Source organism: Streptomyces sp. NBC_00005 (assembly GCF_045160215.1).
Taxonomy (GTDB): domain Bacteria; phylum Actinomycetota; class Actinomycetes; order Streptomycetales; family Streptomycetaceae; genus Streptomyces.
In genome coordinates, this window is the sequence record NZ_CP108316.1 from 2,490,265 (window position 1) to 2,503,726 (window position 13,462).

Genomic DNA, 13,462 nt, shown 5'->3' on the forward strand with positions numbered 1-13,462 from the left:
AGCGCTAGGTTCGTCGTATGACGCAGACGGACGGGTTCAGTGAAGAACTCGCGGATTTCGTGCGCCGCGTGGCGGAGTTGAAGGCGGCGAGAACCGTGTCCGGCGGGGACCTGCCCACGGTGCTGGACGCGGCGCTCTTCGAACTCGACCATGTCGTCGGCCAGTTGTGGCCGTGGTACGAGCGGCTGTCGGCGGCCGGCGCGTCCCGCTCGGGCGCCTCCGCGGACCGTCAGGAACAGCGACTGCTGCGCACCGTGTTCCAGAGCCTCCCGCTCCCGGTCGCGCTGATCGACAAGGAGACGGTGGTGCGGCGGCTGAACGGCGCGGCGACCGCGTTCACCGGTGTGCGGGCCGGCTATACGACGGGCCGCCCGCTGACCGGTCTGCTCGCCCACGCCGACCGGGCCGCGTTCCGCTCCCAGGCCGCGGCGGTGGCCCGCGGCGAGGGCGACCGCAGTCTCAGCGTCCGCCTCCAGCAACGGCCGTCGGTCCCGGTGCACGCCACGCTGGCGGCCGTGCACCCGAGCGGCGAGCCCCGCACTACGGTCCTGGTCGTCCTCCAGCCCGGCGGGCTCGCCGACCCCGCCACGCCGACGGACCCACCGACGGGCCAGATACCCAACCTCACCGAGGTCACCCGGCACGCGTCCGTGATGGACCTCCTGGACGCGATGACCACGGCCCTGCTGACCACGGAACGGGAGGCCGCCCTGGAGGGTGCGGCGCGGGTGCTGCACGGCAGGTTCGCCGACTGGGTGATCGCCGACGCGGGCACGGGCGGCCTGTCGCGTACGGCCGTACTGGCCCCGTCGGACGGGGACGCGGCCGCGCTCACGGCGCAGGATCCGGCCGCCTGCCCGCTCGTCGTCGAGACGGCCAGGACCGGGTCACCTGCGGTGCAGATCCGTCCGCCGGATCCGGACGCCTTCGGCCTGACCGCGACGGGCGCCCCCGTCCTCGTACAGGCGAACGTCACGTCACTGCTGTGCGTGCCGCTGAAGGCCGAGGGTGCCGTGCGTGGGGTGCTCACGTTGTTCCGGTGCGGGCCCCGTCAGGCGTTCTCGATGGCGGAGGCGCAGGCGATGGACATGATGTCCCGCCATCTGGGACTGGCTATGCCGCCTCGCCCATGATCTGGTCCCGCATGCGCAGGCAGCAGCGGCTGATCAGCCGCGACACGTGCATCTGGGAGATCCCGAGCTGTTCGGCGATCCGGCTCTGCGTCATGTCGCCGAAGAACCGCATGTACAGGATGGCCCGTTCACGCTCGGGCAGCGCGGCCAGCCGGGGCTTGACGGACTCGCGGTCCACCACGGTGTCCAGCGCGGGGTCGGGCGAGCCGAGGGTGTCGCTCAGAGAGTAGCCGTCCTCGCTGCCGGGCAGTTCGGCGTCGAGGGAGAGTGCCGTGAAGCTCTCCAGCGCCTCCAGGCCTACCCGGACGTCCTCCTCGCTCATGCTCGCGTGCTCGGCGATCTCCGCGACGGTGGGCCTGCGGCCGGAGATGGTCTGGGAGAGGTCCTGGGTGGCGAACCGGACGCGGTTGCGCAGGTCCTGGACCCGGCGCGGTACGTGCAGGGTCCACATGTGGTCGCGGAAATGCCGTTTGATCTCGCCGGTGATGGTGGGTACGGCATAGCTCTCGAAGGCGTTGCCGAGTGCGGGGTCGTACCGGTCGACGGCCTTGACCAGGCCGAGGGCCGCGACCTGTCGAAGGTCGTCGAAGCTCTCGCCACGGCTGCGGAACCGTCCCGCGAGCCGATCGGCCATCGGCAGCCAGGCCTCGACGACCTGCTCGCGCAGGGTGTCGCGCTGCCGGCCCGCGGGAAGCGTGGCGAGCATGCGGAACGCCTCGGCCGTGTCGGGGGCGTCGTTGTGCGGGTGGTGCTTCGCGCTCACTTTGGTGGGCATGTGCGTCGCAACTCCCTTGAAGGTGCTCTGGGTTGGACGGTCACCGTGGGAGTGCGGCCGCGCGTTCGGGACAGGCGCGGCCGGGGCGGCTCGGAGCCGCTCCCACGGACGTGCCTCCTGTCCGAAGCACTGAAATTCCGCCTGCCCCCGACCCGTTGCCGCAAACACCGGCGCACGTTTCCGGCAGCCCGCCGGTGATCGAGTTCCTCACCGGCCCGGCCCTCACGCCGTTGATCGCCATGTGATCGGCACGTAGGTTCCGGGACATGACGAACGTACGGATCGGTGTGATGTACGACCGCGACTGGGCGCCGGAAGGGCTGCCCGGGTTCGCGCGGCAGGCCGAGGCCCTCGGGGTGGACGACCTGTGGGTGGTCGAGGACCTCGGATGGAGCGGCGGGGTGTCGGCGGCGGCCGTGGCACTGGGAGCGACGGAACGCGTCCGGGTGGGCATCGGCATCGCCCCCGCACCGCTGCGCAGCCCGGCGCTGCTGGCGATGGAACTGGCCACGCTGGCACGGGTGTTCCCCGGGCGGCTGGTGGCCGGGATCGGGCACGGCGTGCCGGAGTGGATGGCCCAGGTGGGCGCCGCGGCACGCTCCCCGCTCGCCCTGCTGGAGGAGACGATCACCTCGGTGCGCGCGCTGCTGCACGGGGACCGGGTGGAGCTGGCGGGACGTGAAGTGCGCCTGGACGGCGTCCGGTTGGTGCATCCGCCGGCCGAGGTCCCGCCGGTGGTCGCGGGCGTCGTACGCCCCCGCTCCCTCGCGCTGTCCGCCCGGGTCGCGGACGGCACCGTGATCACCGAGGGGCACGGGCCGGTCGACGTGGAGAACACACGCGCGCTGACCGCCAAGGGCGGCGGCGCGTCCGACCACACGCTGACCGTCTTCGCCTTCGCCTGTGTCGGTGACGACCCCGACGAGGTGGCCCGCGCCCTGCACCCGCACACCGAGGCACACGGCGCCTGGCTCGGCCGCCCGCAGGACGAGGTGTTCACCGTCTCGGGGACCGCCGCGCAGGCCGCCGAACGCATCGGCGCGCTTGCGGCGGCCGGCGCGGACACGGTCGTCCTGCGGATCTCCGGCGCCGAGCCGCTCGGGCAGTTGCGGGCCGTACTCGGGGCGGTCGGGCAGCGGAGGGGGCCGGAGGGTCAGTGAGGACCGGGCGGCCCGGTCGGGGGCGTTCCGGAAGCAACGGTTGTGGCCGACTTCGGGACCCCGAGGACCGGGAGTGGCACCGTCGCGCCGAGTGGGCCGGCCGGGGCCGGGCCGTCCTCGCTCGGATCGGCCTTCCTCATCGGCAGCAGCAGCTCCTCGTACCGGCCCAGTGCCAGCACCATGCCGAGCATGAGAAGCGGGATGATCGCGGCGAGCAGTGCCATGGCCGTTTCCTCTCCAGGAATGCGCGTGGAGGGCGTGTGCCGGGTTCCCGGATTTCGGAGCGCAAACCCCTGTGTCGGCCTCCGGTCTTCGGGTACGCGGTGCCCACACGAAGATCTGGAGGGCGTCATGCAGCGAGGCAGTGACCGGCTGAGCGTCCATCGCGACGAGGAGATGAAGCACGAACTACAGGGTCTGCTCCGGTCCGGGCACCCCACGCGGACCGAGGAATGGCACGACCCGGAGCCCACCGCCGACGACGACCCGGAGGTCGCGGGCGGCCCCGTCACACCCGGACGCTCCCGGGCGTCCCTGACGGCGGTCCGTACGGAGCTGGCCCGGCACCTGAGCCGGCACACGTTCCCCGCGGGCCCCCGCGAACTCGTCCGCGCGCTGCGCCGGGCGTACGCGTCCGACGCCCTGATCGAACCGGTGGAGCGCCTGCCCCGCGCGGCGCGCTACACCACGGTCCAGGAACTGGCCGAGGCACTGGTCGGCGCCGGGCAGGAGCGGCGGACATAGCCGGCCCGGTTCGGCCCGGGCGCGGGCGCCTCGTCCGTCCTGGCCGTCCTGGAGTGGGATTCGTACGTACGTTCGTAGCAGTGCCCCGGCAGTGAGCCCGGTCACCGGCACCTCACTGGCCGGGAGCCGTCATGCCTTCGGGGTTCAGGTGCGGGGCGTCGTCGACTCCCCGCACCGGCGGTCCCGGGCGCCCTCGCGGGTGCGGCCCGCGGCCACCATGCGCCGCGGGTTGCGGCGCAGGAACTCGCCCTCCAGCTGGGCCATGCGATCGTTGTGGGCCCGCAGCGCGTCGATCGAGCCGTACAGCAGCGTGTCGTGGCGCGTGCGGTGGATCGTCTCCAGCTCCTTCATGAGCTGCTGGTCGTCCAGCCGGCTGGGGTCGACTCCGGTCATGGTGGTACCCCGCTCGTCCGGGAGGGAGCCACGGATCTCGCCTCTCTGCCTCCACTCTACGAACATCTCGGCGCCCGGGCCTCTGCCGGGCGCCACCTCACAGGGCCGGTGCGGGTCTTTCAGCCCGTCCGGCGTTCGAGGAGGAGGCCTGTTCAGGCCGATGCGGGGGTCCGGGGGCGCCAGCCCCCGGCCACCACGGCTACCGCACCCGCTCCACGCGCCGCTCGTCCCACACCGGCTCGGCGGTCTCCCGGACACGGCCGTCGCTGCCGAAGACCAGGTAGCGGTCGAAGGAGCGGGCGAACCAGCGGTCGTGCGTGACCGCGAGCACCGTGCCGTCGAAGGCCTCCAGGCCCTCCTGGAGTGCCTCGGCGGACTCCAGGTCGAGGTTGTCGGTCGGCTCGTCGAGGAGCAGGGCCGTGACACCCTCCAGCTCGAGCAGCAGGATCTGGAAACGGGCCTGCTGGCCGCCGGAGAGGCGGTCGAAGGTCTGCTCGGCCTGGTTGGTGAGCTCGTAGCGGCGCAGCCGGGACATGGCCGCGCCCCGGTCCTGGGAGTGTTCCTGCCACAGGATGTCCAGGAGCTTGCGTCCCTGGAGCTCGGGGTGCGCGTGGGTCTGGGCGAAGTGCCCGGGCACGACCCGCGCGCCGAGCTTCCACTCCCCCGTGTGCGCCACCTCGTCGCCGGCCAGCAGCCGCAGGAAGTGCGACTTGCCCGAGCCGTTGGAACCGAGGACGGCGACGCGTTCGCCGTAGAAGACCTCCAGGTCGAACGGCTTCATCAGACCGGTGAGCTCAAGTCCCTTGCAGGTGACGGCCCTTACGCCGGTGCGGCCGCCCTTGAGGCGCATCTTGATGTCCTGCTCGCGCGGCGGCTCGGGCGGCGGGCCGGCCTCCTCGAACTTGCGCAGGCGGGTCTGCGCGGCCTGGTAGCGGGACGCCAACTCATGGCTGATGGAGGCGGCCTGACGAAGGTTCAGGACCAGCTTCTTCAGCTGGGCGTGCTTCTCGTCCCAGCGCCTGCGCAACTCCTCGAAGCGGGCGAAGCGTTCGCGCCGGGCGTCGTGGTACGTGGCGAAGCCACCGCCGTGCACCCAGGCGTCGGCACCGGCGGGCGAGGGCTCCACGGAGACGATCTTCTCGGCGGAGCGGGCGAGGAGTTCACGGTCGTGGGAGACGAAGAGGACCGTCTTGCGGGTCTCCTTCAGCCGCTCCTCCAGCCAGCGCTTGCCGGGCACGTCGAGGTAGTTGTCGGGCTCGTCCAGGAGCAGCACCTCGTCGGTGCCGCGCAGCAGCGCCTCCAGCACGAGCCGCTTCTGCTCGCCGCCGGAAAGGGTGCGCACCTCACGGAACTGCGCCTTGTCGTACGGCACGCCCAGCGCGGCCGTGGTGCACATGTCCCACAGCGTCTCCGCCTCGTACCCGTGTGCCTCGGCCCAGTCGGAGAGGGCCTGCGCGTACTGCATCTGCGCGGCCTCGTCGTCGACGGTCATGATGCCGTGCTCGGCCTTGTCGACGGCCTGCGCGGCCTCCCGGATGCGGGGCGGCGCGACCGACACCAGCAGGTCCCGTACGGTCGTCTCGTCCCGTACGGACCCCACGAACTGCCGCATCACGCCGAGGCCGCCACTGACGGTGACGGTTCCGGCGTGCGGTTTCAGCTCGCCGGAGATCAGCCGCAGCAGGGTCGTCTTGCCGGCGCCGTTGGGCCCGACCAGGGCCACGACGGCCCCTTCACCCACCCGGAAGGACACATCGCCGAGCAGCGCCCTCCCGTCGGGGAGGTAGTACTCGAGGTGTGCGGCTTCCAGATGTCCCATGAAGAGGCATTCTGCGGGCCACGCCGGGGGTCCGGCAAACGCTTATGCGGTCCCTTCGAGGGGGCGCCCCGCAGGACCGCCCTCGCCCGTCGGCTCCACCACCGCGCCCGCCCACGACACGGCCTTCCAGCCGTCCGTCGGCGAGCCCTCCAGGATCACCACACCGGTGTTGTCCAGGGGGCGCGCGGCGGCGAAGGGGATGTCGACGTTGTCGGCGCGGGCCGCGGTCCACATGCGGATCGCCGCGCCGTGGCTGACCATGGCGACCGTGCCGGCGCCGCCGGCGGCGGCCTCCGCGACCACGGCGTCGTAGCGGGCGAGCGCCTCGACGCCCGTCTCGCCGCCCGGCATCCGCAGCCCCGTGTCCCCGGCCGCCCACGCGAACACCGTCTTCATGTAGAGCGCGCCCTGCTCGGTGTTGCCGGGCAGCATCTCCAGGTCGCCCGCGACGAGCTCGCGGATGCCGTCCCGGACCAGGACGTCGAGGCCGCGCGCGGCGGCCAGCGGGGCGGCGGTGAGCTGGGTGCGGATCAGAGTGGAGGCGTAGAGCGCCTCGATGTCCTCGTCGGCCAGGGCCTCGGGCAGCGCGGCGGCCTGCTGCTCGCCGAGGGCGGTCAGGCCTGGTCCCGGGACGGCCGTGTCCAGCAGGAACTCGACGTTCGAGGGGGTCTGACCATGGCGTATGAGGAGCAGACGCATACAGGGGCCCTCCGGGCGTCGGTCACTACCCGCCGGACAGGAAACGGGCACTTCAGGGTAACCGGCAGCACATGAGCCCCGACGTCGACCTCACCCTGCCGAAACCCGGCCTCCACCCCCTGCGCGACGCGCTGCTCGCGCTCGACTCCCGTCTCTTCGAGTTCGCCGCCGATCCCGCCTCTTCGAGTTCGCCGCCGAGCCGAACTGGCCAGTGACGCTGGAGAAGCTCCCCCGAGGCACTGACGGTCCACCGGCCGCTGCCGGGCAGCCGACCTGCCGGTGCCTGACTCACCGTCAGTCCATATGCCAAAACGCGGGTCTCATCATTCGACATGCGGGCGTACGGTGATGCGTACCGACAAGCCGTCGAACAGGGGAGTTCCGCCATGTCGAAGCCGCAGGAGACCGCCGTCTACACGCACGGGCACCACGAGTCGGTGCTGCGCTCCCACACCTGGCGGACCGCCGCCAACTCCGCGGCCTATCTGCTCGACTCCCTGAAGCCCCACATGAAGATCCTGGACATCGGCTGCGGCCCGGGCACCATCACCGCCGACCTGGCGGCCCTGGTCCCCGGCGGACACGTCACGGGTGTCGACCAGGCGCCCGGGATCCTGGAGCAGGCCCGGGCCACGGCCGCCGAACGGGGCCTGACGAACGTCGACTTCGCGGTCGCGGACGTCCACGCCCTGGACTACCCGGACGACACGTTCTGCGTCGTCCACGCGCACCAGGTGCTCCAGCACGTCGGCGATCCGGTGCAGGCGCTGCGCGAGATGAAGCGGGTCACGAAGCCGACCGGGTTCATCGCCGTACGCGACTCGGACTACGCGGCCATGGCCTGGTACCCGGCGTCTCAGGGGATGGACCGCTGGCTGGACCTGTACCGGAGGGTGGCCCGCGCCAACGGCGGCGAACCGGACGCCGGACGGCGGCTGAAGTCCTGGGCGCTGCGCGCGGGGCTCACCGACATCACCGCCACGTCCGGCACCTGGACCTACTCGACGCCCGAGGAGCGGGCGTGGTGGAGCGGGCTGTGGGCGGACCGGACGCTGGCGTCGGCGTACGCGGACCGGGCCACCGAGGGCGGCCACGCCACGACCGAGCAACTGCGGGCCGTGTCGGAGGCCTGGCGGGACTGGGGCGCACAGGAGGACGGCTGGTTCAGTGTTCTGCACGGAGAGATTCTGTGCCGCAAGGAATGAACTCGGCGACGGTCACGTCGCTACGCCCGTGTCCCCCGCGTCCCCCGCAAAGGAATAGGCGGCCCACGGGCCGGTGAGTTCGACTCGCATTCCGGGGCTGACCGCCTGCGTTTCTTCCTTCGTCCGGTCGATCAGTTCGACGAATTCCGCGGAATCGCCGCGGGGCACGAGATAGGCGGCGTTGAGCAGATTCCGGCCGGTGGCTCCGGACAGCGCGGGATTCTGTGGTGCGTGCAGCCGGGAATCGTCGGCGTACGCGGAAAGCGCGGCGTGCAGCAGGTTCGCGAACTCCTCCGTCTGCTGCCACATGTGCGCGGGTGCACCGGATTCCTCCGGCTCGGTTTCGGCGTACACCTTGACGCCCCATTCCACTCGCCCCTCCAGCCGTTCGAGGGTGCGCCGGAATTCGTCCTCGCGCGCCTCCAGCATCACGCGGACACCGCTGTCGTCCCGGAAGACGGTGGCAAGCCGCAGCGGCAGCGGAGTGGTGACGACGGTGAGCGCGTCGATCACGCTCTCGTGGGCCCGCGCGGTCCCGGTGAGCCAGTCCAGGTCCTCCAGACGCCTGCGGAGCGGTTCCTCCGCGAAGTCCCGCTCCGGCACATGGCTGACCACGGCGATCAGACCGTGATGGGTCAGCACTCTGGGCGGGTCGCCCGCCACGCCCGTCAACTGGGCCTGCAGGGGCGCGCCGAAGGGGTGGCAGACGGCGTAGACGTACCGCAATCCGGTCATGGGACCTCCTCTTCGCGCTGTGCGCGGCGTTCTGCCGGGCGAGTTCGTTGCGGCGGGTGCGGGAGGACAACGTGGGGTCGTCCTCCCACCAGTCGATGCCCATCTCCTTGGCCTTGTCGACGGAGGCGACGATCAACCGCAGCTCGACCGTGAGGAGTTCGATGTCGAGCACGTTGATGCGGATGTCACCGGCGATCACGATGCCCTGGTCGAGCACGCGCTCCAGGATGTCGGCAAGGTTTGCGCCCGGACCCGGCCGAGACCGTGGCGGCCTTCTTGGCTGTCTTCTTCGCGGCGCTCGCCCGGCCGCCTCAGCCGCGGGCGCCTCCTCGGGTCTCCGGCCCCTCGCCCTCGTACTCCTCTCGGGCTCGTCCTTCCGAGTCTCCTCCACCTCGGGCTCCTCGTCCTCCTCGAAGCCCAGGTCCACGGCCCGCTCCGCCATCGCGCCCGAGGTCTCCTTGCCGACGCCGCGCAGGTCCGCGAGCGCCCGCGGGCTCGGATGCATCCGCCCGCCGCGCCGCTCCGGTCTCTCCTGCGTTCGTTCGCCATGGCCTCCTCGGGCTGCTTTCGCCATGCCCCCTCGGGCTGCTGGTGACCCTGCAGGGTCCGACCAAACCTCCGGGGTCCGTTCTCAGCCACGCAGCGCGTCGAGCCTGCGCCGGGCCGGTCCCAGGGCGCGCGCCCTGCTCAGGACACCGGCCCACGGGTCGGTGCGGGCCTGTTCCACGGCGTCGGCGATGGTCCAGCGGCGGGCATGCAGGGCGGGATCGTCCAACTGGGCCCAGGTGATCGGGGTGGCCACGGGGGCGCCGGGGCGGGCGCGGACGCTGAGGGGCGCGACCGCGGTCTGTGCGTACGCGTTGCGGCCCACGTCGAGGTAGAGCCGGTCGCCGCGCTCCTTCTTGCGGGCGGCGGTGGTGAGCCGGTCGGGGTGGGCCTCGGCGAGGGTGTCGCAGACGTCGCGGGCGAAGGCGCGGACCTCGTCGAAGTCGTGGTGTGCGTCGAGCGGCACGATCACGTGCAGTCCGCGCGAGCCGGTGGTCATCAGCGCCGAGGGGAGCTTCAGCTCGTCGAGCAACTCCCCGAGCAGCACGGCCGCCTCGCGCACCGCCGCGAAGTCGTCCCGGGAAGGGTCGAGGTCGAAGACCATCCGGTCGGGCCGGTCCTCGCGTCCGACCCGGGACAGCCAGCGGTGCAGGGTGATGGAGGCCTGGTCGGCCAGGTGGACCAGGGTGGCGGTGTCGTCGCACACGGTGTGGCAGACGGTGCCGCCCTCCTTGGCCACCTCGACGCGGGTGATCCACTCCGGGTAGCTCTCCGGGGTGTTCTTCTGCATGAAGCGCGGGCCGTCGACACCGTCCGGATGCCGTTCCAGCATCAGCGGGCGGCCGCGCAGGTGGGGCAGTAGGAACGGGGCGGCGGAGCGGTAGTAGTCGACGAGGTCGCCCTTGGTGTACTCCTTCGCATCGCCGTCGCCGGGGAACAGCACCTTGTCCGAGCGGTGGACCTGCACCGTGCGGCGCCCTGCCCGCACGGTGCGTACGTCGTCGTCGCTCACCGCACGACCGCCTCCTCCACCAGCAGCTTCCCGGCCGCGGCGATCGACTCGGCGTCGATGCCCGCGGCGTGCAGCTGCTCGTCCGGGGAGGCCGAGCCCGGCATGCCGCGGACGGCGAGACGCACCAGCCGCGGCACGGGCCGGCCGTCGACGAACGCGTCGAGTACGGCGTCGCCGAGGCCGCCCTCCTCGTGGTGGTCCTCCACGGTGACGATGCAGCCGGTGTCCTCGGCGGCCCGGCGCAGGGTGTGCCGGTCGACGGGCTTGACCGAGTAGAGGTCGATGACGCGGACCTGGATGCCGTCCCGGTCCAGCGCGTCGGCGGCGGCCAGCGCCTCGGGCACGGTGACGCCCGCCACGACGAGGGTCAGCCGGTCGTGTCCGGAGGCGCGCAGCACCTTGCTGCCGCCGATGGGGAACTCCTCGTCGGGACCGTAGATCACCTTGCTCTCACCGCGTGAGGTGCGCAGATACCGGACGCCGTCCAAGCCCGCCATCTCGGCGACGAGTTGCGCGGTCTGGTTGGCGTCGCACGGGTACAGCACGGTCGAGCCGTACACCGCCCGCATCATCGCCAGGTCCTCCAGGCCCATCTGGGACGGCCCGTCCTGGCCGATGGCGACGCCGGCGTGCGAGCCGACGAGGTTGATTCCGGCGCCGCTGACGGAGGCCATGCGCACGAAGTCGTAGGCCCGCGTCAGGAACGCCGCGAACGTGGCGGCGTACGGCACCCAGCCGCGCGCCGCGAGCCCCACGGCCGCCGCGACCATCTGCTGCTCGGCGATGTAGCACTCGAAGTACCGGTCGGGGTGCGCCTTGGCGAAGAACTCGGCCCGTGTGGAGTCGCCGACCTCTCCGTCGAGGGCGACGACGTCGCCGCGACCGGTGCCGAGCGCGGCCAGCGCCTGCCCGTACGCGTTCCGTGTCGCGACCTCATCTCCCTTGTCCCAACGGGGCAGTTCGAGGTGCCCCGCACGTACGGCGTGCAGTATGCGGGCCGCGGCCGGCTCGTGGACCTGGACGCGGAGGTCACGGGTGCCGCCGAGTTCGGCGATCGCCTCGTCGGCGTCCGGCAGGGGCTTGCCGTGCAGCCCCTCACGGTCCTGGACGGATGCGACTCCCTTGCCCTTGAGGGTGCGGGCGAGGATCACGGCCGGCTGCCCGGTGGTCGAGATCGCTTCCCCGTACGCACGGTCAATGGCATCCACGTCGTGCCCGTCCACCTCGACGGTGTGCCAGCCGAACGCCTGGAAGCGCCGGGCGTAGGCGTCGAGGTCGTGCCCGTGCCGGGTCGGTCCGCGCTGCCCGAGCCGGTTGACGTCGACGATCGCGGTGAGGTTGTCCAGATGCTCGTACGAGGCATGCTCGGCGGCCTCCCAGACGGACCCCTCGGCCAACTCGCTGTCCCCGCACAGCACCCACACCCGGTAGCCGGTGCGGTCCAGCCGCTTGCCGGCCAGCGCGATGCCGACGCCGACGGGCAGCCCCTGGCCGAGCGAGCCGGTGGCCGTCTCGACCCACGGCAGCCGGCGCGGTGTCGGATGCCCTTCGAGGCGGCTGCCCAGCTCGCGGAAGGTGAGCAGCTCAGCGTCGTCGATGGCGCCGGCCGCCTTGTAGGCGGAGTAGAGGAGGGGCGAGGCGTGCCCCTTGGACAGGACGAAGCGGTCGTTGCCGGGGTGGGCGGGCCGGTCGAAGTCGTAGCGGAGACGATGCGCGAGGAGTACGGCCATCAGATCGGCGGCGGACATCGAGGACGTCGGATGCCCGGACCCCGCCGCGTCCGACGCACGCACGCTGTCCACGCGCAGCTGCTGGGCGAGTTCGACGAGTTCGGCGGTGTTCATGAGTCTCCCTCCACGGGGGTGTCGGAACGCTCGACGGGGCCGGGGGGTCGGGTCGGCTCCGCGTCGGCGGTGAACTCCTGGCCCTGTTCGGCCTGTTGGGACCTGGCCGGCCTCCCCGGCACCCGCGCCAGTTCCGGTGACACGGTGTCCAGGGGGACCGACCACGACCGCACGAGGCCCAACTGGACGGCCTGGCGCGGTAGTACGGAATCGAGGAGCCAGTCCGCGGCGACCCGGACGCGGTTGCCGGGCATCGCCGCGAGGTGGTAGCCGCGGGTGACCGCTCCCGCCAGGGGCCGGGCAGGTGGACGCCGAGCGGGTTGGCGGCGGCCTTCGCGCCGCCCAGGTCGACGACGAAGCCCAGGTCGCGGTGGCGGTAGGTGCGCCGTTCGCCGACGCCGACGGACGCGGCGACGTTGTGGGCCACGACCTTGCCGTGCCGCCAGGCGTGCTGCGCGGTCATCGGCGTGTATGTCCCGGGGTTGTCCAGATCCGGCACGGCGGCCGCGTCACCGCACGCGAACACCTCGGGGCGGCCCGGCACTTGGAGGTGCGGGTCGACGAGCAACCGGCCGCGCTCCAGCGGCTGCCCGGTGCTCTCGACGAGCGGATCCGGCCGTACGCCGACGCACCACACCAGGGTGCGTGACTCGACGAACTCGCCGTCGCTCAGCAGGACTCCGTCGTGCGTGGCCTCCTGCACGGAGGTCCCCGTGCGCACCTCGACGCCCCTCTGCCGCAGCACCCGGTCCGCCGTGCGCGAGAGCCGTTCGTCCAGCTCGGGCAGGACGCGCGGCGCGATATCGAGCAGCAGCCGGCGCGGCAACGCCTCCGGCAGCCCCCGGAAACCGTGCGCGTGCTCGGCGACCCCGGGGATGGGCAGCAGCTTGTTGACGCTGCCCACGGCGAGCACCAGCCGGTCGTGGGCCGGCGTGCCGCTGCCGCCCTCCGGGTCGGTGTACCGCACGGTCCGCCCGTCGAGGTCGATGGCGTCGGCCTCGCCGAGCACCAGCCGTACGTGCGGCAGGGTGTCGGACAGGGAGACGGTCACCCGGCGGGGTTCCAGGATCCCGGCGGCGACCTGGGGCAGCAGGGGCAGCAGGGGCAGATACAGAAAGTAGTCGGTCGGGTTCAGCAGGGTGACGTCGGCCCGGTGCCGCACCAGCCGGGACAGGGTGCGGGCGGCCTGGTACCCGGCGAAGCCCGCACCGACGATCACGATGCGTGGTCGACTCACGTTTCGCCTCCGGCGCTGTCGCGTACCTCGTACCGAAGCCTTCCGCGTCCCCCTGGTCAGGCCCCCCAAACGTGCACCGGTCGCCGCCCGGATCCCGGAATCCCGCCGGATACCCGTACGCACGTACGGACAACGCATACGGCCAACGCCGTCGCACCGT

Annotated in this window: 13 protein-coding genes and 2 pseudogenes; 5 read left to right on the forward strand and 10 right to left on the reverse strand. The window is 72.2% G+C overall.

Annotated features, from left to right (window positions below):
* The first annotated feature begins 17 nt into the window (after positions 1-17).
* Positions 18-1,133, forward strand: a complete 1,116-nt coding sequence (locus OG303_RS11850; protein WP_405867619.1) for a GAF domain-containing protein — start codon at positions 18-20, stop codon at positions 1,131-1,133.
* On the opposite strand, the gene OG303_RS11855 is transcribed toward OG303_RS11850, so the two are convergent.
* Positions 1,114-1,908, reverse strand: coding sequence for an RNA polymerase sigma factor SigF (locus OG303_RS11855; protein ID WP_405867621.1), 795 nt, complete (start codon positions 1,906-1,908; stop codon positions 1,114-1,116). The genes OG303_RS11850 and OG303_RS11855 overlap by 20 nt on opposite strands.
* 266 nt (positions 1,909-2,174) lie before the next feature.
* Here OG303_RS11855 and OG303_RS11860 point away from each other — a divergent pair, with 266 nt between their 5' ends.
* Positions 2,175-3,068: an LLM class flavin-dependent oxidoreductase gene (locus OG303_RS11860; RefSeq protein ID WP_405867623.1), complete on the forward strand. Its 894-nt coding sequence runs from the start codon at positions 2,175-2,177 to the stop codon at positions 3,066-3,068.
* Here the strand turns inward: OG303_RS11860 and OG303_RS11865 are convergent.
* The gene (locus OG303_RS11865; protein ID WP_405867625.1) at positions 3,062-3,292 is read right to left on the reverse strand and encodes a hypothetical protein; all 231 of its coding nucleotides are present in this window, start codon (positions 3,290-3,292) and stop codon (positions 3,062-3,064) included. The genes OG303_RS11860 and OG303_RS11865 overlap by 7 nt on opposite strands.
* Positions 3,293-3,419: 127 nt before the next feature.
* Here OG303_RS11865 and OG303_RS11870 point away from each other — a divergent pair, with 127 nt between their 5' ends.
* Complete coding sequence (locus tag OG303_RS11870) at positions 3,420-3,812, forward strand: DUF2795 domain-containing protein (RefSeq protein WP_405867627.1); 393 nt, start codon at positions 3,420-3,422, stop codon at positions 3,810-3,812.
* Positions 3,813-3,956: 144 nt separating this feature from the next.
* Here OG303_RS11870 and OG303_RS11875 read toward each other — a convergent pair whose 3' ends face one another.
* The 3 genes from OG303_RS11875 to OG303_RS11885 all read right to left on the reverse strand — a co-directional run bounded on the left by OG303_RS11875 (position 3,957) and on the right by OG303_RS11885 (position 6,723).
* Positions 3,957-4,271, reverse strand: a complete 315-nt coding sequence (locus OG303_RS11875) for a DUF6158 family protein (RefSeq protein ID WP_405867629.1) — start codon at positions 4,269-4,271, stop codon at positions 3,957-3,959.
* Positions 4,272-4,404: 133 nt separating this feature from the next.
* Positions 4,405-6,024, reverse strand: coding sequence for an ABC-F family ATP-binding cassette domain-containing protein (locus tag OG303_RS11880; protein ID WP_405867631.1), 1,620 nt, complete (start codon positions 6,022-6,024; stop codon positions 4,405-4,407).
* 42 nt (positions 6,025-6,066) lie between these two features.
* Positions 6,067-6,723 (reverse strand): histidine phosphatase family protein, encoded by a 657-nt coding sequence (locus OG303_RS11885; protein WP_405867633.1) that lies wholly within the window; start codon positions 6,721-6,723, stop codon positions 6,067-6,069.
* Positions 6,724-6,794: 71 nt separating this feature from the next.
* Here OG303_RS11885 and OG303_RS11890 point away from each other — a divergent pair, with 71 nt between their 5' ends.
* Together OG303_RS11890 and OG303_RS11895 are read left to right on the forward strand one after the other, a co-directional pair.
* Positions 6,795-6,938 carry a hypothetical protein gene (locus OG303_RS11890; RefSeq protein WP_405867635.1) on the forward strand — a complete coding sequence of 48 codons (144 nt, stop codon included), beginning with the start codon at positions 6,795-6,797 and terminating at the stop codon, positions 6,936-6,938.
* 171 nt (positions 6,939-7,109) lie between these two features.
* The gene (locus OG303_RS11895) at positions 7,110-7,928 is read left to right on the forward strand and encodes a class I SAM-dependent methyltransferase (RefSeq protein WP_405867637.1); all 819 of its coding nucleotides are present in this window, start codon (positions 7,110-7,112) and stop codon (positions 7,926-7,928) included.
* Between the two features lie 12 nt (positions 7,929-7,940).
* Here OG303_RS11895 and OG303_RS11900 read toward each other — a convergent pair whose 3' ends face one another.
* From OG303_RS11900 to OG303_RS11920, 5 genes and pseudogenes are all read right to left on the reverse strand, one after another.
* Positions 7,941-8,663: a GvpL/GvpF family gas vesicle protein gene (locus tag OG303_RS11900; protein ID WP_405867639.1), complete on the reverse strand. Its 723-nt coding sequence runs from the start codon at positions 8,661-8,663 to the stop codon at positions 7,941-7,943.
* Positions 8,602-8,931 (reverse strand): annotated as a pseudogene (locus OG303_RS11905) (gas vesicle protein); the annotation flags it as partial. The gene OG303_RS11900 and the pseudogene OG303_RS11905, both read right to left, overlap by 62 nt.
* A 363-nt stretch (positions 8,932-9,294) precedes the next feature.
* Entirely contained in the window at positions 9,295-10,221 is a 927-nt protein-coding gene (ligD, locus tag OG303_RS11910; RefSeq protein ID WP_405867641.1) for a non-homologous end-joining DNA ligase, read from the reverse strand.
* Positions 10,218-12,065, reverse strand: coding sequence for a transketolase (locus tag OG303_RS11915; RefSeq protein ID WP_405867643.1), 1,848 nt, complete (start codon positions 12,063-12,065; stop codon positions 10,218-10,220). The genes ligD and OG303_RS11915 overlap by 4 nt, the downstream gene beginning before the upstream one ends.
* A pseudogene (locus OG303_RS11920) lies at positions 12,062-13,302 on the reverse strand (NAD(P)/FAD-dependent oxidoreductase). The gene OG303_RS11915 and the pseudogene OG303_RS11920 overlap by 4 nt, the downstream one beginning before the upstream one ends.
* Between the last annotated feature and the right edge of the window lie 160 nt (positions 13,303-13,462).